Source organism: Streptomyces sp. NPDC018833 (assembly GCF_044390825.1).
GTDB lineage: Bacteria > Actinomycetota > Actinomycetes > Streptomycetales > Streptomycetaceae > Streptomyces.
On the sequence record NZ_JBIRZM010000018.1, the window covers coordinates 1 to 18,682 of the forward strand.

The 18,682-nt window shown below is 70.8% G+C and carries 18 protein-coding genes and 2 pseudogenes; 4 read left to right on the top strand and 16 right to left on the bottom strand.

Annotation, left to right across the window (positions count from 1 at the left end; translation table 11 throughout):
• Together ACH5AF_RS28940 and ACH5AF_RS28945 are read right to left on the bottom strand one after the other, a co-directional pair.
• A pseudogene (locus ACH5AF_RS28940) lies at positions 1-93 on the bottom strand (NADH-quinone oxidoreductase subunit NuoE); the annotation flags it as partial.
• A gap of 7 nt (positions 94-100) precedes the next feature.
• The gene (locus ACH5AF_RS28945; protein ID WP_398905613.1) at positions 101-2,149 is read right to left on the bottom strand and encodes an APC family permease; all 2,049 of its coding nucleotides are present in this window, start codon (positions 2,147-2,149) and stop codon (positions 101-103) included.
• A 182-nt stretch (positions 2,150-2,331) separates the two neighbouring features.
• Between ACH5AF_RS28945 and ACH5AF_RS28950 the strand changes: the two genes are divergently transcribed.
• Together ACH5AF_RS28950 and ACH5AF_RS28955 are read left to right on the top strand one after the other, a co-directional pair.
• Positions 2,332-3,000: a potassium channel family protein gene (locus ACH5AF_RS28950; RefSeq protein WP_398905615.1), complete on the top strand. Its 669-nt coding sequence runs from the start codon at positions 2,332-2,334 to the stop codon at positions 2,998-3,000.
• Positions 3,000-3,665 (top strand): TrkA family potassium uptake protein, encoded by a 666-nt coding sequence (locus tag ACH5AF_RS28955; RefSeq protein WP_215176090.1) that lies wholly within the window; start codon positions 3,000-3,002, stop codon positions 3,663-3,665. The genes ACH5AF_RS28950 and ACH5AF_RS28955 overlap by 1 nt, the downstream gene beginning before the upstream one ends.
• A gap of 221 nt (positions 3,666-3,886) precedes the next feature.
• Here the strand turns inward: ACH5AF_RS28955 and ACH5AF_RS28960 are convergent, their stop codons facing one another.
• From ACH5AF_RS28960 to ACH5AF_RS28995, 8 genes and pseudogenes are all read right to left on the bottom strand, one after another.
• Positions 3,887-4,645: a DUF3159 domain-containing protein gene (locus ACH5AF_RS28960; RefSeq protein ID WP_398905617.1), complete on the bottom strand. Its 759-nt coding sequence runs from the start codon at positions 4,643-4,645 to the stop codon at positions 3,887-3,889.
• 3 nt (positions 4,646-4,648) lie between these two features.
• Positions 4,649-5,074: an OB-fold nucleic acid binding domain-containing protein gene (locus ACH5AF_RS28965; protein WP_398905619.1), complete on the bottom strand. Its 426-nt coding sequence runs from the start codon at positions 5,072-5,074 to the stop codon at positions 4,649-4,651.
• 33 nt (positions 5,075-5,107) lie between these two features.
• Positions 5,108-5,794, bottom strand: a complete 687-nt coding sequence (locus tag ACH5AF_RS28970; RefSeq protein WP_398905620.1) for a response regulator — start codon at positions 5,792-5,794, stop codon at positions 5,108-5,110.
• A 91-nt stretch (positions 5,795-5,885) separates the two neighbouring features.
• Positions 5,886-8,432, bottom strand: a complete 2,547-nt coding sequence (locus ACH5AF_RS28975) for an ATP-binding protein (protein ID WP_398905622.1) — start codon at positions 8,430-8,432, stop codon at positions 5,886-5,888.
• Between the two features lie 206 nt (positions 8,433-8,638).
• A pseudogene (locus tag ACH5AF_RS28980) lies at positions 8,639-9,363 on the bottom strand (ABC transporter ATP-binding protein).
• A 168-nt stretch (positions 9,364-9,531) separates the two neighbouring features.
• On the bottom strand, positions 9,532-10,305 hold the full coding sequence (locus ACH5AF_RS28985) for a DUF3710 domain-containing protein (protein WP_398905625.1): 774 nt from the start codon (positions 10,303-10,305) through the stop codon (positions 9,532-9,534).
• Between the two features lies 1 nt (position 10,306).
• Positions 10,307-10,819 carry a dUTP diphosphatase gene (gene dut / locus ACH5AF_RS28990; protein WP_398905627.1) on the bottom strand — a complete coding sequence of 171 codons (513 nt, stop codon included), beginning with the start codon at positions 10,817-10,819 and terminating at the stop codon, positions 10,307-10,309.
• The gene (locus ACH5AF_RS28995; protein ID WP_398905808.1) at positions 10,819-11,412 is read right to left on the bottom strand and encodes a PaaI family thioesterase; all 594 of its coding nucleotides are present in this window, start codon (positions 11,410-11,412) and stop codon (positions 10,819-10,821) included. The genes dut and ACH5AF_RS28995 overlap by 1 nt, the downstream gene beginning before the upstream one ends.
• Positions 11,413-11,497: 85 nt before the next feature.
• On the opposite strand from ACH5AF_RS28995, the gene ACH5AF_RS29000 reads away from it, so the two are divergent.
• On the top strand, positions 11,498-11,956 hold the full coding sequence (locus tag ACH5AF_RS29000; protein WP_398905629.1) for a DUF3093 domain-containing protein: 459 nt from the start codon (positions 11,498-11,500) through the stop codon (positions 11,954-11,956).
• A gap of 403 nt (positions 11,957-12,359) precedes the next feature.
• On the opposite strand, the gene ACH5AF_RS29005 is transcribed toward ACH5AF_RS29000, so the two are convergent.
• From ACH5AF_RS29005 to ACH5AF_RS29020, 4 genes are all read right to left on the bottom strand, one after another.
• Positions 12,360-13,361: a hypothetical protein gene (locus ACH5AF_RS29005; RefSeq protein ID WP_398905631.1), complete on the bottom strand. Its 1,002-nt coding sequence runs from the start codon at positions 13,359-13,361 to the stop codon at positions 12,360-12,362.
• 13 nt (positions 13,362-13,374) lie between these two features.
• Positions 13,375-13,671 carry a DUF4193 domain-containing protein gene (locus ACH5AF_RS29010; RefSeq protein WP_018848140.1) on the bottom strand — a complete coding sequence of 99 codons (297 nt, stop codon included), beginning with the start codon at positions 13,669-13,671 and terminating at the stop codon, positions 13,375-13,377.
• A 382-nt stretch (positions 13,672-14,053) separates the two neighbouring features.
• A complete protein-coding gene (locus ACH5AF_RS29015; protein WP_398905632.1) occupies positions 14,054-15,292 on the bottom strand; it encodes a sensor histidine kinase in 1,239 nt (412 codons plus the stop codon).
• 5 nt (positions 15,293-15,297) lie between these two features.
• The gene (locus ACH5AF_RS29020) at positions 15,298-15,951 is read right to left on the bottom strand and encodes a response regulator transcription factor (RefSeq protein WP_177151625.1); all 654 of its coding nucleotides are present in this window, start codon (positions 15,949-15,951) and stop codon (positions 15,298-15,300) included.
• A 315-nt stretch (positions 15,952-16,266) separates the two neighbouring features.
• On the opposite strand from ACH5AF_RS29020, the gene ACH5AF_RS29025 reads away from it, so the two are divergent.
• Positions 16,267-16,434, top strand: coding sequence for a hypothetical protein (locus tag ACH5AF_RS29025; protein ID WP_398905634.1), 168 nt, complete (start codon positions 16,267-16,269; stop codon positions 16,432-16,434).
• 253 nt (positions 16,435-16,687) lie between these two features.
• Here the strand turns inward: ACH5AF_RS29025 and ACH5AF_RS29030 are convergent, their stop codons facing one another.
• Together ACH5AF_RS29030 and ACH5AF_RS29035 are read right to left on the bottom strand one after the other, a co-directional pair.
• A complete protein-coding gene (locus tag ACH5AF_RS29030) occupies positions 16,688-17,488 on the bottom strand; it encodes an inositol monophosphatase family protein (protein WP_398905636.1) in 801 nt (266 codons plus the stop codon).
• Positions 17,489-17,499: 11 nt separating this feature from the next.
• Positions 17,500-18,627, bottom strand: coding sequence for a ferrochelatase (locus ACH5AF_RS29035; RefSeq protein WP_398905638.1), 1,128 nt, complete (start codon positions 18,625-18,627; stop codon positions 17,500-17,502).
• Between the last annotated feature and the right edge of the window lie 55 nt (positions 18,628-18,682).

The following is an 18,682-nucleotide window of genomic DNA, read 5'->3' on the forward strand; positions in this document are numbered from 1 at the left end:
GAGCCCGATCAGCGACGCGGGCCCGGCGCCGCCGCTCGCCTCGACCACACCGGGGCGCTCGTCGGGGAAGCCGGCCAGGATGCGGGCGGTCGCCTCCGGTTCAGCTCTTGGCCGCCGGCTGCTTGGGGCGCTGGTCGACCGGGCCGCGGCGCACCGAGCCGGGCGCGTTCCACTCCTGGCGCTTCCTCGCCCGCTTCTTCGCGGCCTCGGAGGACTGGAGCTGGTACGGCACCGAGGTGACCATCACGCCCGGGGTGAACAGCAGCCGGCCCTTGAGGCGCAGGGCGCTCTGGTTGTGCAGCAGCTGCTCGTACCAGTGGCCGACCACGTACTCGGGGATGATCACGCTGACCGCGTCGCGCGGGCTGTCGCGCCGGATGCTCTTGACGTAGTCGATGACCGGGCGGGTGACCTCGCGGTACGGGGAGTCGAGGATCTTCAGCGGGACGTTGATGCCGCGCCGCTCCCACTCCGCCTTGAGCGCCTTTGTCTCGGCCGGGTCGACGTTGATGCTCAGCGCCTCCAGCTTGTCGGAGCGCATCAGCTTGGCGTAGGCGAGGGCGCGCAGCGTCGGGCGGTGGAGCTTGGAGACGAGGACGATCGAGTGCACGCGAGAGGGGCGCGCGGTGTCGTCGGTCGGCTCGTCGGGGGCGGCGATCTCCTCGGCGACCCGGTCGTAGTGCCGGCGGATCGCGCTCATCGTTCCGTAGAAGATCACCATGCCGAGCAGGGCGACCCAGGCGCCGTGCGTGAACTTGGTGGCGAGGACGACCACGAGCACGAGGCCGGTGAAGAAGGCGCCGAAGGTGTTGATCGCGCGGGAGCGGATCATGTGGCGGCGCTTGGCCTTGTTCGTCTCGGTCCTCAGGTGCCGGTTCCAGTGCCTGACCATGCCGGTCTGACTGAGCGTGAAGGAGACGAATACGCCGACGATGTAGAGCTGGATCAGCTTGGTGGAGTCGGCTCCGTAGACCCAGACGAGCAGGATGGCGGCTCCGGCCAGCAGCACGATGCCGTTGGAGAAGGCGAGCCGGTCGCCGCGAGTGTGCAGCTGGCGCGGCAGGTAGCGGTCCTGGGCAAGGATCGAGCCGAGCAGCGGGAAGCCGTTGTACGCGGTGTTGGCGGCGAGGAACAGCACGAGTGCGGTCGCTGCGGCGAGCAGCACGAAGAAGAACGTGCCGTCGCCGAAGACGGCGGCCGCGACCTGCGAGATCACCGGGTGCTGGACGTAGTCGGAGCCGACCGGTGTGCCGCCCGCGAGCAGGTCCTTGGCCGGGTTCTCGGCCATCTTGACGTCGGTGGCCATGGCGAGGCCGATGATGCCGCAGAACATGGTGACGGCGAGGGCGCCCATCATCGCCAGCGTGGTCCCGGCGTTCCTGCTCTTGGGCTTGCGGAAGGCGGGGACGCCGTTGCTGATCGCCTCGACGCCGGTGAGCGCCGCACAGCCGGAGGAGAAGGCGCGCAGCAGCAGGAAGAGGAGCGCGAAGCCGGCGAGGCCCTCGTGTTCTGCCTTGATCTCGTAGCCGGCGGTCGGAGCGCGCATGCTCTCGTCGAGGACGATGCCCTTGAACGCCCCCCAGGCGATCATGACGAACACTCCGGTGACGAAGACGTACGTCGGGATGGCGAAGAGCTTGCCCGACTCCTTGACACCGCGCAGGTTCATCAACGTCAGCAGCACGATGATGACGATGGCGCTGAACACCTTGTGTTCGACGACGAAGGGGATGGCCGAGCCGAGGTTCTCCACGCCGGAGGAGATCGAGACGGCGACGGTCAGGACGTAGTCGACGAGCAGCGCGCTGGCGACGGTGAGGCCGGCTTTCGGGCCGAGGTTGGTGTTGGCGACCTCGTAGTCGCCGCCGCCGCTCGGGTACGCGTGCACGTTCTGCCGGTAGGAGGCGACGACCGTGAACATCAGCACCACGACCGCCGCGGCGATCCAAGGGCTGAAGTGGTACGCCGACACACCCGCGAGGGACAGGACCAGCAGGACTTCGCCCGGGGCGTACGCCACTGAGGAGAGCGGGTCGGAGGCGAAGACGGGGAGCGCAATGCGCTTGGGAAGAAGGGTCTCTCCCAGCCTGTCGCTGCGCAGCGCCCGGCCGATCAGGATCCGTTTGGGCACGTCGGTCAGTTTGGACACGGTGAGGATCGTAAGCGTTCGATATCAGTCATGCCCACTCACCACCCATGCCTTAACGCAATCCTGTCTCCGGTGACGCCGGGGTCAAGGCGGCGACCGCACGTGTTTAGCTAGGGCCGGGGTCTGAGACCCTGGAGGGTCTTGACCGCAGGACAGGATCAGTTTCAGCCGGAAGGACGGTCGTGCACATCGTCATCATGGGGTGCGGACGAGTGGGAGCCGCCCTCGCGCAGACCCTGGAGCAGCAGGGGCACACGGTCGCCGTCGTCGACCGGGACCCCACGGCCTTCCGCCGCCTGGGATCCGGATTCGGTGGCCGTCGTGTCACCGGTGTGGGCTTCGATCAGGACACCCTGCGCGAGGCGGGGATCGAGGAAGCGGGCGCGTTCGCCGCGGTGAGCAGCGGCGACAATTCGAACATCATCGCGGCGCGGGTGGCACGCGAGATGTTCGGCATCGAGAACGTCGCGGCCCGGATCTACGACCCGCGCCGCGCGGAGGTCTACCAGCGCCTCGGCATTCCGACGGTCGCGACGGTCCGCTGGACCGCCGACCAGATGCTGCGGCGGCTGCTGCCCTCGGGCGCGGAGGCGCTGTGGAGCGATCCCAGCGGCGCGGTGCAGCTGGCGGAGATCCACACGTCGCCTGCATGGATCGGTCACAAGGTCAGCAGGCTTCAGGAGGAGACGGGCGTGCGCGTCGCCTTCCTCACACGGCTGGGCGAGGCAGTGCTGCCGACGTCGCAGACCGTGCTGCAGGAGGGCGACCTCGTGCACGTGATGATGCGTACGGACGAGATCGCGAAGGTCGAGGCGGCCTTCTCGGAGGGTCCTGAGGAGGGCGGTCACTGATGCGGGTGGCTATTGCGGGCGCCGGCGCGGTGGGCCGTTCCATCGCGGGTGAGCTGCTGGAGAACGGGCACGAGGTGCTCCTGGTCGACAAGGCACCGACCGCCATCTCGGTGGAACGGGTGCCGCAGGCGGAGTGGCTGCTGGCTGACGCCTGCGAGATCACCTCGCTGGACGAGGCGGCGCTGCAGCGCTGCAACGTGGTGATCGCGGCGACGGGCGACGACAAGGTGAACCTGGTCGTGTCGCTGCTGGCGAAGACGGAGTACGGGGTGCCGCGGGTGGTCGCCCGCGTGAACAACCCCAAGAACGAATGGCTCTTCAACGAGTCCTGGGGCGTGGACGTGGCCGTCTCCACCCCGCGCCTGATGTCGGCGCTGGTGGAGGAGGCGGTGAGCGTGGGCGACCTGGTGCGTCTGCTGCGTTTCAGCCACGGCGACGCGAACCTCGTCGAACTGACGCTGCCCCCGGAGTCGGCGCTGGCGGGCACGCAGGTGAGCGATGTGGCGTGGCCCGAGGACACCTCCCTGGTGACGATCATCCGCGGCTCCCGGGTCCTCACCCCGAGCCCGGAGGAGACGCTGGAGGCGGGCGACGAGCTGCTGTTCGTGGCGGCCCAGGCGCGTGAGGAGCAGTTGGAGGACCTGCTCTCGGTCCGCCGGCCCTGACGCGCGGGCCGACGCACAGGCTCCAGGCCCGTGGCTGGGCCGCACAGGCCCGTGGCTAGGCCGCACAGGCCCGTGCCCGTGGCCCTGACGCACAGGCTCCTGACGCGCGGTCCCCACGCACAGTCTCCTGATACGCGGTCCTGACGCACAGGACAAGGCAGCGGCCCGGAACCGTCTCGGTTCCGGGCCGCTGCGCGATGGCACCAGGGCCGTACGCCGGGCTATCCCTCGCCGCCGCCGTGCGCGGCTGCCTCCTTGCGGGCCTTCTCCGCCCGTTCCTCCGCCTCCATCTCCGCGAAGACGTCGATCGGCGGCGGCGCCTTCGCCAGGAACAGCCACGTCAGGTACACGGCCAGCAGGAACGGCGGGATCTTCAGCGTGACCAGGACCCAGCCCAGCTGGGTCGTGTCCGCCCACCAGTACAGCGGGAAGAGGATGGCGCACTTGGCGAGCAGGATCAGGCCCCAGGCCCAGCTGGCCTTCGCGTACGCCTTCTTGCGGCCGGGGTTGCGGGTGCGCCAGGAGAGGTTCTCCTTGAAGACCGGGCCGAGGATCAGGCCGATCAGGGGCACGCCCGCCAGCGTTGTGACGATGTACGCCAGCGCGAGCCCGAACGTGTAGAGCATGCCCGGCAGATAGAAGTCCTTCGCGTTGCCCGTCATCATCGCGAAGACGACACCGAAGGCAACGCCGAAGACGCCGCTGAAGGCGTGCTTCACGGTGTCCTTGCGGATCAGCCTGACGGCGACAAGCACCAGCGAGACCGTGAGTGCGGCGATCGCCGAGATGTGCAGGTCCTTGTTGATCGTGTAGATCGTGACGAAGAGCAGGCCCGGCAGGACCGTCTCCACCATGCCGCGCATGCCGCCGAACGCCTCGAACAGCGCCGCCTCGGTGACCGCCTTCGAGTCGGCGGGGCCCTGCTCGCTGTCCTGCTGCTGGTCGTTCGTCGTGGGGGTCGGCTTGTCGACAGACGTCACCGGCTACTCCTGTCCGAGCGGTCGGAGTTCGTATTTGGGATTGAACAGCACCCGGCGGCCGTGGCTCATCGAGATCCGGCCGGAGGCTATGAGCCTGCGGCCCGGCTCGATGCCCACGATGGAGCGGCGGCCGAGCCACACCACGTCCAGCGCGGCCGTGCCGTCGAAGAGCTCCGCCTCCAGCGCGGGCACACCGGCCCGCGGACGAAGGGTGACGGTGCGCAAGGTACCAGTGACTCTGACTATCTGGCGGTCGCCGCAGTCGCTGATGCGGGTGCACCCCGACGCCTCGGCGTCCTCCTGGAGCTCTTCCGACTCCAGGTCCTGCTGGGAACTGGAGAGCCGGTCGAGCATGCGGCGGAAACGGCCGACCGGTCTCGACGCGCTGTCGTCTTTCGCCGCGCCCCCTGGGCGGGGTAGAGCACTCATACAGAAAGCCTACCGGCCCCCACCGGGACCGGATCAACGTTCGAAGCGGTACCCCATGCCGGGCTCGGTGACGAAATGCTTCGGGTGCGAGGGGTCGGCCTCCAGTTTGCGGCGCAGCTGGGCCATGTAGACCCGCAGGTAGTTGGTCTCCGTGCCGTAGGAAGGCCCCCAGACCTCCTGGAGCAGCTGCTTCTGGCTGACCAGGCGGCCGGTGTTGCGTACGAGGACCTCCAGCAGATGCCACTCGGTGGGCGTGAGGCGTACGTCGCGTCCGTCGCGGTTCACCTTCTTCGCCGCGAGGTCGACCGTGAAGGTCTCGGTGTCGACGGTGACCCCGTCGTCCTCGCCGCTTCGGACGGGCTCGGCCCTGCGGACGGCGGCGCGCAGCCGGGCCAGCAGTTCGTCCATGCCGAAGGGCTTGGTGACGTAGTCGTCGGCGCCGGCGTCGAGCGCCTCGACCTTCTCGTCCGAGGAGTGGCGGGCGGAGAGCACCAGTATCGGCACCCTGGTCCAGCCGCGGAGTCCCTTGATGACCTCGACGCCGTCCATGTCGGGCAGGCCGAGGTCGAGGACGACGACATCGGGATGGCGGGCGGCGGCGATCTCGAGCGCGGTCGCGCCGTCGGCGGCCGAGTCCACCTCGTACTTGCGCGCCTTCAGGTTGATCACGAGGGCGCGTACGATCTGCGGCTCGTCGTCGACCACGAGCACCCGGGTCATGCCGGTCCGCCTCTCTCCGAAGTGGGCTGGGGCTGCTGTGCGGGCTGAGGGCTGGTCAGGGGCGGCGCGCAGCCGGGGGTGCCGCGCGCCGTCATGACGTCACCTGCGCGGGCAGCTCGGCGGTGCCCGCGCGGCTGTGGCCTGGCGCGGCGCGCAGCGTGAGCGCCATGGTCATGCCGCCCCCGGGAGTGTCCTCGGCGCTGAGGGTGCCGCCCATGGCCTCGACGAAACCGCGGGCGACGGCGAGACCAAGGCCGACGCCGGCGCCGCGCGGGGCGTCACCGTAGCGCTGGAACGCCTCGAAGATGCGTTCCTTCTCCTCGTCGGGCACTCCGGTGCCGCGGTCCACGACCCGCAGTTCGACCCGCTCCCCCAGGGTGCTGGCCGCGACGGTGACGGGAGTGCCCGCGGGGCTGTACTTGACCGCGTTCTCGACGATGTTGGCGACGGCCCGCTCCAGCAGCCCGCGGTCGACGGCCACCATCGGCAGTGTCTCGGGGATGTCGAGGTCCACACTCGTCTGTGGCACGCCGGCCAGCGCGAGCGGGATCACCTCGTCAAGGCCCGTCTCGCGGATCAGCGGGGTGACGGTGCCGGTCTGCAGACGCGACATGTCGAGCAGGTTGCCCACCAGGTGGTCGAGCCGGTCCGCGCCGTCCTCGATACCGGCGAGCAGTTCGGCCTCGTCGTCCTTGGACCAGGCGACGTCGTCGGACCTGAGCGAGGAGACCGCGGCCTTGATCCCCGCGAGCGGGGTGCGCAGATCATGGCTGACAGCGGCGAGCAGAGCGGTGCGGATGCGGTTGCCCTCGGCGAGTGCCCGGGCCGCCTCCGCCTCCCCCACCAGACGCTTCCGGTCCAGGACGACCGCGGCCTGGGTGGCGAAGGCGGCGAGCACCCGGCGGTCCTCGGCCGGGAGCACGCGGCCGGAGAGGGCCATCGCCATGTGGTCCCCGACCGGCATGTCCACGTCCGCGTCTTCGGGGCGGACGGCAGGAGCCGGGCCGGCACTCGCCGTGCACGTCCAGGGTTCGACGTCGCTGGTGCGCTCCAGGAGTGCCACGGAGTCCATCACGAACGTCTCGCGGACCCGTTCCAGGAGCGCGTCGAGCGCCGTTTCGCCGCGCAGCACGCTGCCCGCGAGGAAGGACAGGATCTCCGACTCGGCTCGCAGGCGGGCGGCCTGGTGGGTGCGGCGGGCGGCGATGTCCACCACGGAGGCGACCGCCACGGCCACCGCGAAGAAGATCACCATGGCGACGAGGTTCTGCGGCTCGGCGATGTCGAGGGTGTGGGTGGGCGGGGTGAAGTAGTAGTTGAGCAGCAGCGATCCGACGGCGGCTGAGGTGAGTGCGGGCAGCAGTCCGCCGATGAGGGCCGCCGTGACCGTCAGGAAGAGGAACAGCAGGACGTCGTTGGCGAGGCCGGGACCGTTCTCCAGGCTGGTCAGCAGCAGGGAGAGCAGCAAGGGCCCCACGACACCGACCGCCCAGCCCGCCACGACCCGGGAGCGGCCGAGCCGGGCACCGCGGCTGCCGGGCAGCCCGCGTCCCTTGCCCACCTCCTCGTGCGTGACGATGTGGACGTCCAGGTCGGGCCTTGAGTCGCGGGCCACGGTGGCACCGACGCCGGGCCCGAAGAGGTACTGCCAGGACTTGCGGCGGCTGGAGCCGAGGACGATCTGGGTGGCGTTGACCCCGCGCGCGAACTCCAGGAGAGCGGAGGGCACGTCGTCGCCGATCACATGGTGGAAGCTGCCGCCGAGGTCCTCGACGAGGGTGCGCTGGACCGCGAGTTCTTTGGGGGACGCGGAGGTCAGCCCGTCGCTGCGGGCGATGTAGACGGCGAGGATCTCGCTGCCCGAGCCCTTGGCCGCCATCCGGGACGCCCGCCGGATGAGGGTGCGGCCCTCGGGTCCGCCGGTGAGGCCGACGACGATGCGCTCACGTGCCTGCCAGGTGGAGCGGATGTTGTGCTCGCCCCGGTACTGCTGGAGGTACTCGTCCACCCGGTCCGCCAGCCAGAGCAGGGCCAGCTCGCGCAGCGCTGTGAGGTTGCCGGGGCGGAAGTAGTTGGACAGCGCGGCGTCCACGCGGTCGGGCTGGTAGACGTTGCCGTGCGCCATCCTGCGGCGCAGGGCCTGAGGTGCCATGTCGACGAGTTCGATCTGGTCGGCCCTTCGGACCACCTCGTCGGGGACCGTCTCCCGCTGCCGCACCCCGGTGATCGAGCCGACGACGTCCCCGAGTGATTCGAGGTGCTGGATGTTGACGGTGGATATGACGTCCACGCCGGCGGCGAGCAGCTCCTCGACGTCCTGCCACCGCTTGGCGTTGCGTGAGCCGGGCACATTGCTGTGGGCCAGCTCGTCTACGAGCGCCACCGCGGGGCGGCGCTCCAGCACCGCGTCGACGTCCATCTCCGCGAAGACGGCGCCGCGGTGGGTGATCTCGCGGCAGGGGACCTGCGGCAGTCCGTGCAGCAGCGCCTCGGTGCGCGGCCGGCCGTGGTGCTCCACGAACGCGACGACGCAGTCCGTGCCGCGTTCCACGCGGCGGTGCGCCTCGGAGAGCATCGCGTACGTCTTGCCGACTCCGGGTGCCGCACCCAGATAGATCCGAAGCTTGCCGCGTTCCATGGCCCCATTGTCTTCTCGTGCCGCGTCGGTCGGCGGCTGCGGCCGCTGCGCCGCGCAGCGTCGACCTTACGTCGGACCGAGGGGGTGACAGGGACGGCGAGGGACTCGACGGTGTGTATTGACGCGATTCTGATGTGCCCGAGGCCCCTGAGAAGGGCCGGGCGGCGGCGGTCGGACCGGCCCTCGGGCGGCGCGCCCCGGCTGTGTCAGTGTTCGACGATCTCGCCGACGCGCAGTTCGAGCACGCGGTCCGCCAGGTCGAGCAGCTGGGCGTCGTGCGGGGCCACCAGGGCGCTGACTCCCTCACTGCGTACGACGGCGCGCAGGAGCTCCATGACCGACGGACCGGTCTCGGCGTCGAGCTGGCCGTCGGTTCGTCGGCGATGAGCAGGCGGGGCGGTTGGCGAGCGCCCTCGCGACGGCGACGCGCTGCTGCCGCCCGCCGGAGAGTTCGCCGGGGCGCTGGGCCGCGTGGTCGGTCAGCCCGACGAGGACGAGCATCAGCCGCACTCGTTCCTCACGCTCGCGCGGGTCCGCCTTGCGCAGCCGCAGGGGCATGCCCACGTTCTCGGCGGCGCTCAGGACCGGGATCAGGCCGAAGGACTGGAAGATGGAGCCGATGCGGTCGCGGCGCAGCTCCAGCAGCCCGTTCTCGCCGAGGCCCTTCAGGTCGACGCCGTCGGCGGTGATGCGGTGCTCGTCCGGGGAGTCCAGTCCGCCGACGAGGTTGAGGAGCGTGGTCTCGCCGGAGCCCGAACGGCCGTTGAGCGCGACGAGTTCCCGGGGGCCATCTCGCAGGAGACTCCGCGCAGGGCGTACACGGCCGCGGCCCCGATGCCGTACGAACGGTGCACTCCACCCGCACCATCGGTACGCCGGCCCGGTCGCCGGCGACGGCCGTGGCGGCGCGCGCGCTGCTGCTCTCGGTCATGCATTCCCCCGTACGTCATGATCGCCCGCGCCACAGTATGTGCAGGGCCCATGCGGGCAACGGCCGTGCGCGAAAGGCGCACAGGGGCAACGGACATGGCGGCGTGGGCGGGAGGCGCGTGGGCCGCGGCCCACGAGGGAGCCGCGGCCCAGACGCCGTACCGTCGAGTCAGCGGACCTCGGTGATCTCCGGCCCGCGCTGGAGCTGACCCATGCCTCCGGAGAAACGGGATCCCTCCTGCTCCTCCTGCTGGACGCCCTCGGGCACCATCTGGGCGTCGTCCGGCAGCTTGAGGACGATCGGGTCGCGAGGCGCCATCGGGCCGTCGCCGCGCACGACGACGGTGTCCCGGAAGATCTGCTCCAGCAGGCCGGCGGCCTGCGGCTGCACCGCGCCCTGCCCGGAGATCACACCGCGCAGGAACCAGCGGGGGCCGTCGACGCCGACGAAGCGCACCAGCTGCACGCCGCCCGTGCCGTCGGGCAGCTGCACGGGTACCTGGGCCCGCAGCTCCCAGCCGAGCGGACCCTCGACCTCGTCGATGACACCGCCCTGCTGAGTGATGCCGGAGGCGATCTCCTCGCGGACCTCGCCCCAGATGCCTTCCTTCTTGGGCGCTGCGAAGGCCTGCAGCTGGATGGCGCTGTCGCGCAGCACCACCGTGGCGGCGACGATCGCGTCACCGGCGACCTCGACGCGCAGCTCCATGCCCTCGACCCCGGGCACGAAAAGTCCGCCCAGGTCGACGCGGCCGTCGGCGGGCCTGGAGACCTCGGAGACGTCCCAGGGGCCGTCGGGCCGGGGCGCCGGCGGGAGGTTCACCCGGCGGGGCGCGCCCTCCTCGGTGTCGGTGTCGAGCTCGTCCGACAGGTCGGCGACTCGCTCGGCCTCGCCCGCCGCCGTGTCACCGGCGGAACCACTCTTCTTGCGACGTCCGAACACGTCACTGTCCTTCCCGGTCGGATACGACCGAAGCGTATCGATTCCCACCCGTGGTGCCGTCCACGGCGGCATGACCGCCGGTGGAGCCGAAGCCCCCCTCGGCCCGCGCCGAGCCGGGAAGCTCCGCGACCTCATGGAAGCGCACCTTCTCGACCTGCTGGACGACCAGTTGGGCGATCCGGTCGAACCGTTCGAACCGCACGCTCTCGCGTGGGTCGAGATTGACCACGATCACCTTGATCTCCCCACGGTACCCGGCATCGACCGTCCCTGGGGCATTCACGAGGGCCACCCCGCAGCGGGCTGCGAGACCGGAGCGCGGATGCACGAAGGCCGCGTACCCGTCGGGCAGGGCGATCGACACCCCGGTGCGCAGGACCGCGCGTTCGCCGGGCGCGAGTTCGGCGGCCTCGCAGGTCACGAGATCGGCACCGGCGTCGCCGGGGTGCCCGTACGCCGGGAGCGGGACCTCGGGGTCCACGCGGCGGATCAGTACGTCGACGGGTTCACGCATCAGGGGTTCACCTCGAAGGCGCGGGCGCGCCTGATCTGGTCGGGATCGGCCATGGCTGCCCGGATCTCCTCGGCACGGCCGTTGTCGATGAAGTGGTCGACCTTGACCTCGATGAACAGCGCGCCGGCCCGGACGGCCACCGGTCCGTCCGGACCGCCGATCCGGCCGACGGCACGCGAGTAGATCTTGCGTCCGGCCACTGCGGTGACCTCGGCGTCGAGGTGCAGCACGGTGCCGACGGGCACGGGGCGCACGAAGTCGGTCTCCAGCTTGCCGGTCACGGCGATCACCCGCAGCAGCCAGTTCAGGGAGCCCAGCGTCTCGTCCAGGGCAGTGGCCAGGACCCCGCCGTGGGCCAGACCCGGCGCGCCCTGATGGGCGGGCTTGACCGTGAACTCGGCGGTGACGCGGACGCCCTCCTGGGCGCGGGCGGCCAGGTGCAGTCCGTGCGGCTGTGCGTCGCCGCAGCCGAAGCAGTGGCCGTAGTGCGCGCCGAGGAGCTCTCCGGGGGCCGGGGCATCAGGGTGCCGGACCGGTGCCCTGGCGTCGGACGGCGGGGTCAGCGCCGCGGGGCCGACCGAGGGCCCGGGCATCGCCGTCTGGGGATTCGCGTTACTCACAGGCGCAGACCTTACCCGCGCGGATACGAGCCGGTCGCGCCGTGCCAAGCTTGGATTCATGCAGCCTTCCGCCCCCCGGTACTCAGAACGCCTGACCGCGCCCCGTTCATGGTGGCTCGTCACCGCTCTCGTCGGCATCTCCGGCGCGCTGGTCACGCTGCCCCTGGGCACGCTGCCGATGCTCGGCGGGCTGATCGGGGCCACGGCGCTGGCGGGGGCCCTGGTCAGCTCGTACGGCTCGGCACGCATCCGCGTGGTGGCCGGTTCGCTGGTCGCGGGCGACGCCCGCATCCCCGCGTCGGCGCTCGGCACTCCCGAGGTGCTCGACCCCGAGGAGGCGCGCGCCTGGCGGTCGCACAAGGCGGATCCGCGTGCGTTCATGCTGCTGCGCAGCTATGTGCCGACGGCGGTGCGGATCGAGGTCACGGACCCGGCGGACCCGACGCCGTACGTCTATCTGTCGACGCGGCACCCGCAGGAGCTGGTGGCTGCGCTGACGGCCGTCCAGACAGCCTGAGCCCGCTCGGGGCTGCCCCGCGGCTTCCCGCGGGGGGCGCGGCGGCCGCGGCGGTCGCGTCCTTGACGCTCAGCGGTCAGCAACTCAGGCGCCGTGCTCGCCGACGCGGTCAAGCTGGGGACACCTCCGGTCTGACGTGCCGGCCGCGGCGGCCGCGTCCTTGACGCTCAGCGGTCTGACGCACCGGTCGCGGGCAGGCTGCCACGGGGGCCGGGCCGAACTGCTCAACGGTGTGAAGGGCCAGTCCGGCCGAGCTGCCCGAGCGGCCTTCCGTGCCGGTCGCGGCCGAGCTGCTCCACCGTGTGAAAGGCCGGTCGCGACCGAACCGCCCCAGCGGTTCTTCCACAGCGGGCGGGGCGGGACTGCGCTCACCCCGTGGCCGGAGCGCGGCCCGAATCCGCGCTCAGTGTTCCGTGCCGGGCGGGAGACGGCGGGGCTCGCCCAGGATCTCTCCGGGCAGCGGATCCTTCGGCTGCTCGAGCGGCGGCAGCTGCGGGAGGGCTTCCCAGGGCACCTGCCTGGTGCGCAGGTCCTTGCGGATGTGGTCTGCGAGCTTCCTGGTGTCGCGGCGATTCATCACCGCGCCGACGGCGGCGCCGACCATGAACGGCATGAGGTTCGGCAGGTTGCGCACCATGCGCTTCATGATCTGCTGGCGCAGCTGGCGCTTGAGCTGACCGCCCATTGACGCGTTGTACGTCGAGGGCTTGGTCACATCGATCCCGCGCTCCAACGACCAGGCGTTCAGATACGCGGTGCTGCGGTCCTTGAGGTTGCCGGGCGGTCGCTGTCCGTAGACCTCGTAGAGCTCGGCGACGAGCTTGAGCTCGATCGCACCGACGCCCAGGACCTCCGCGGCCAGCTCGGTCGGCATGGCCAGCGGAACGGGCATCATCGCGGCGGCGCCGATACCGGCGCCGACGGTGGACGTGGCGTTCGCCGCGCCCGCCACGAGCTTGTCGGCGAGCTGCTCGGGGCCGAGCCCGGGGAACTGGCTGCGCAGCGTCGCCAGGTCGCGCACCGGCACGCGGGGCGCGTTGTCGATGAAGCGGTCGGCGAGGTGGGCCAGGGCGGCCTTGGCTGCCTGGCGGGTCCTGACGAGCCCGTTCCGTACGCCATGCCCGGTCTTCACCAGCGAGACCCTGGCGCCCGCACCTCCCTGTACGACGCCGTGACGCAACGCGGCCAGGCGCCGGGCCCTGGTCGGGGGCCCCGCCTGGCCCGCTGCTTCGAGCGAGGCCGGCCGACCTCGCTCGCTGTCGTCACGTGCGCCGTGCGGCAGCAGAGCGGCATCAGGCTCGGCGGACGCCTGCGCGTCCGATGCCGGGCCGGATCCGCCCTGGTGCGCCTCCGACGGCTTCTGACGCCGGAAACGCCGCTTCCTGGACGGTGTCTCGCCTGCCACTGGCGGCCTGCCCTCAGTCGCAGTCGCGGCAGATCGGCTGGCCGTTCTTCTCTCGAGCCAGCTGGCTGCGGTGGTGCACGAGGAAGCAGCTCATGCAGGTGAACTCGTCGGCCTGCTTCGGCAGGACGCGAACGGCCAGCTCCTCGTTGGACAGGTCTGCTCCGGGGAGCTCCATGCCCTCCGCGGCGTCGAACTCGTCGACGTCGACGGTGGAGGTGGACTTGTCGTTCCGCCGGGCCTTCAGTTCTTCAAGGCTGTCCGAATCGACGTCGTCGTCGGTCTTGCGTGGGGTGTCGTAATCCGTTGCCATGTCGCTCTCCCCCTCTGGGTGTCTGCGGTGTCTCCAGCGCACGTAACGCGTGAGAGGCCGGACTTGTGCCCGACCTGAGGCGGAGATTTTGCCTCACATCAAGGTCTGTTACTCAATCGACACCCAACCGGATCCCTCAAGAGTGATCGGGTTGGACGGCGATGGGGACCGTACACGGTCCGAAGGGCGCGCTTCACAAGCACCACCCCGTGTACTTCCCGTAATGCCACCCCCCGGAAACTCGGGCTTTTACCGACTTTCCGGCAGAATGTTCGATCACGGAGAGTATATGGCCTGCAATTCGCCTCTGTGATCGATCGCACAGGGGAATCTCGGGAACGGGTCCAGAAAATTCCGCTTAAAGCGAACGCCCATCAGCATGTCAGACCGGCAGGGTGACGTGCATCACAAGCCCTCCGCCCTCTCGGGGCTCCGCGATGATACGGCCACCGTGGGCCCGGGCGACCGACCGGGCGATGGAGAGCCCGAGACCGACGCCCTTGTCGCTGCCTGTCCGCTCCTGCCGCAGCCTCCTGAACGGCTCGAAGAGGTTGTCGATCTCGTACGCGGGAACCACTGGTCCCGTGTTCGACACGACCAGGACGGCCTGGTTGCCCTGCACCTCGGTGGAGACCTCCACCCAGCCGCCGTCCCCCACGTTGTAGCGCACGGCGTTCTGTACGAGGTTCAGCGCGATCCGCTCCAGCAGCACGCCGTTGCCCTGCACGACGGCGGGTGCGCGCTCCCCGCGGATCTCCACGCCCTGTACGTCGGCCTCGGCGCGCACCTGGTCGATGGCGCGGGCGGCGACCTCGGCGAGGTCGACCGGCTTGCGCTCGATGATCTGGTTGTCGCTGCGGGCCAGCAGCAGCAGGCCCTCCACGAGCTGCTCGCTGCGCTCGTTGGTGGCCAGCAGCGTCTTGCCGAGCTGCTGGAGCTCCACGGGCGCGCCCGGGTCCGAGAGGTGGACCTCCAGCAGCGTGCGGTTGATCACCAGCGGGGTGCGCAGCTCGTGCGAAGCGTTCGCGACGAACCGCTGCTGGGCGGTGAAGGCCCGCTCCAGGCGGTCCAGCATCTCGTCGAAGGTGTCGGCGAGCTCCTTCAGCTCGTCGTCGGGGCCGTCCAGCTCGATCCGGCGGGTCAGGTCCGAGCCGGCGACCTGGCGGGCGGTGCGGGTGATGCGGCCGAGCGGCGACAGGACCCGCCCCGCCATGGCGTAGCCGAAGGCGAAGGCGATGATGCTCAGCCCGAGCAGGGCGAACAGCGAGCGGCGCAGCAGGTCGTCCAGGGCCAGCTCGCGCTGGTGCGCGAAGCACGACTTCAGTGCCGCGTTGGCCTCGTCGGCCGACAGGCCCGTGGTCAGCGCCTCGCAGGAGTTGTCCGTGAGCTGGATCTTGCTCTCCGGCAGGAGCTTGAACGGAAGACCGCTCCCGTCGTGAAGCGCCTGCGCGGTGAAGAGATAGATGATCGACAGCAGCAGGATGCCCGCGATCAGGAACATCCCGCCGTACAGCAGCGTGAGCCGTATCCGGATGGTCGGGCGCAGCCACGGGCGCACCGGCTCCCTGGGATCCCAGGTCGGTTTCGGCGGCGCCTCGGGGGGCGCGGGGACGGAGGCCATGCGGATCAGATCCGATAGCCGGAGCCGGGCACCGTGACGATCACCGGCGGCTCGCCGAGCTTGCGGCGCAGGGTCATCACGGTGACGCGCACGACGTTGGTGAACGGGTCGGTGTTCTCGTCCCAGGCCTTCTCCAGCAGCTGCTCGGCCGAGACCACCGCGCCTTCACTGCGCATCAGCACCTCCAGAACGGCGAACTCCTTGGGCGCGAGCTGGATCTCCTTGCCGTCGCGGAACACCTCCCGGCGGTTCGGGTCGAGCTTGATCCCGGCCCGCTCCAGCACCGGAGGCAGCGGCACGGTCGTCCGCCGGCCCAGCGCCCGGACACGGGCGGTGAGCTCGGTGAACGCGAACGGCTTGGGCAGATAGTCGTCGGCGCCCAGCTCAAGGCCCTCCACACGGTCGCTTACGTCCCCCGACGCGGTGAGCATCAGCACCCGGGTCGGCATGCCCAGCTCCACGATCTTGCGGCAGACGTCGTCGCCGTGCACGAGCGGGAGGTCACGGTCGAGGACGACCACGTCGTAGTCGTTGACCTCGATGCGCTCCAGGGCCGCCGCGCCGTCGTACACGACGTCGACTGCCATGGCCTCCCGGCGCAGTCCGGTGGCCACCGCATCGGCGAGCAGCTGCTCGTCCTCGACGACGAGTACGCGCACGTCGCTGTTCCTTCCTCCGGGCCCGTCCGGCGACGGGCAGGCTTTGCACTGGCTGTGCGCGTCCATCCTGCCCGTTACGCGCGTAAACCGGCTGTAAGGCGGATTCCGTTGCAAGAGCATCGGGAAATGACGCGATTCCCGCGACAGCTGAGGTTTCCCTGAGGGAACGCGTGGGGAAGACGTCTGCACACCCACGATCACGCCTTGTATGTGGCGCAGCACGACCTGTTCCAGGGTTGATCACCCGCCCCTCGCCCTGTCGAGGGGGACCCCAGGCACACCCCCGTGCCACCGACCTAGCCGAGGGGGCGCATCATGGACGCTTTCACCGCGGGACTTCTGCAGCGCATAAAGGCTGCGGAGACCGACCTGACGATGGCTCGCGAGACGGGCGACGAGTTCCTCGCCGACGTCGAGCAGGCTGAGCTGGACGACCTGCGCCGGCTCGCCGCCGAGCACGGTGTCGAGGTCAGCGCGGCGTAGCACCACTCCGAGAGCACCAATGGTTGTCCGGCTCTGACCCGCTGGGCAGCCGAGAACCCCGGCACCGCGGGACGGCGCCGGGGTTCTGGTTTTTGTTGCTCGGCGCATGGGCGAGTGAACCGGGGCACCCCACCAGCGGGCAGCGCTCACGAGGAACGCGGGACGCGGCCCGGGGAGGATCGAGCAGGACGACCTCGACGCTGAACCTGGTTCCCCTGGCGGAGCCGGCGGAGAGACCACAGCCACGCAAAGCTCAGTCGTGCCAGGCGCCCAGGTCCTCCAGGAGGGTCTGCAGCGGTTCGAAGACGCCAGGGCCGGCCGCGACCGTCAGATCGCCGGAGGGCCGTTCGCCGGGGCGGCCGCCCGTCCGCGCGCCCGCCTCGCGGGCGATCAGGTCGCCCGCCGCAAGGTCCCAGGGACTCAGTCCGCGCTCGTAGTACCCGTCGAGGCGGCCGGCGGCCACGTCGCACAGGTCGATGGCCGCCGAGCCGCTGCGGCGGATGTCACGCAGCCGTGGGATCAGCTGCTGCGCCACCTGCGCCTGGTGCGAGCGGACCGTGTGGACGTAGTTGAACCCCGTGGAGACCAGCGCCTGGTCCAGCGGCGGGGCCGGGCGGCAGCGCAGCCGCCGCTCGCCCAAGTACGCTCCGTCCCCCAGGACCGCCCGGAACGTCTCGCCGCGCATCGGCGCCGCCACGACCCCCACGACCGTCTCGCCGTCCAGCTCGGCGGCGATGGACACGGCCCAGGTGGGGAGCCCGTAAAGGTAGTTGACGGTGCCGTCGAGCGGGTCGATCACCCAGCGCACACCGCTGGTGCCGGTGCTGGACGCGCCCTCCTCGCCGAGGAAGCCGTCGTCGGGGCGGTGCTCCGTCAGATAGCCGGTGATCAGCTTCTCCGCCGCGATGTCCATCTCGGTGACCACGTCGATGGGGCTGGACTTGGTCCGGGCGACCGCCAGGTCGTCCGGCCTGCCGTCGCGCAGCAGCGCACCCGCCCGGCCGGCGGCTTCGAGGGCGAGGGTGAGCAGTTCGGACGTCAGGGGGTCGGTCACAGCGGTCTCCTTCACGCGTAGGGGCTGTCGGCGCCTGCGGCCGCGGGCTTCGGCGCCCGCGCCGGGCAGCAGCCGACCGGGCAGAGGTCGTGGCTCGCGCCGAGCGCCCCGAGGGCGCAGCGCTCCGCGGCGATGCCGCGTTCGGTCGCGGCGCGCTCCAGCACCAGGTCGCGTACGGCGGCGGCGAACCGCGGGTCGGCGCCCACGGTGGCGGACCGGCGTACGGGCAGCCCCAGCTCGGCGGCCTTGGCGGTGGCCTCGGTGTCGAGGTCGTAGAGGACCTCCATGTGATCGGAGACGAAGCCGATGGGGACCATCACGGCTGCGGGCGCGCCGGAGGCGTGCAGCGCCTCGAGGTGGTCGCAGATGTCCGGCTCCAGCCACGGGATGTGTGGGGCGCCGCTGCGGGACTGGTAGACGAGCTGCCAGGGGTGGTCGATGCCCGTCTCCTCCCGTACGGCGCCGGCGATCAGGGCTGCGACGTCCAGGTGCTGGCTCACATAGGCGCCGCCGTCGCCGTGTTCCGGCTCGGGGCCGGAGGTGTCGGCGGCGGACGTGGGAATGGAGTGGGTGGTGAAGGCGAGGTGGGCGCCGGAGCGGGCCTCCTCGGGCAGGTCGGCCAGCGAGGCGAGGACACCCTCGATCATGGGACGGACGAAGCCCGGGTGGTTGAAGTAGTGGCGCAGCTTGTCCACGCGGGGCACGTCCAGGCCCTCGGCCCGCAGCGCGTCCAGGGCGTCGGCCAGGTTCTCGCGGTACTGGCGGCAGCCCGAGTACGAGGCGTACGCGCTGGTGGTGAGCACCGCGATCCGGCGGTGGCCGGCGGCCGTCATCTCGCGCAGGGTGTCGGTGAGGTACGGCGCCCAGTTGCGGTTGCCCCAGTACACCGGCAGGTCGAGGTCGTGCTCGGCGAAGTCCTTGCGCAGGGCGTCGAGCAGGGCGCGGTTCTGGTCGTTGATGGGGCTGACGCCGCCGAACAGGAAGTAGTGCTGACCCACCTCCTTGAGCCGTTCCTTGGGGATGCCCCGGCCGCGGGTGACGTTCTCCAGGAACGGGACCACGTCGTCCGGGCCTTCGGGGCCGCCGAAGGAGAGCAGCAGAAGGGCGTCGTAGGGAGCTGGATCACGCAGATCGGACATGGGATCGATCCTGCCACCCTCCCCGTGCCCCGGGCGGGGAGACCCCCGGCACCGC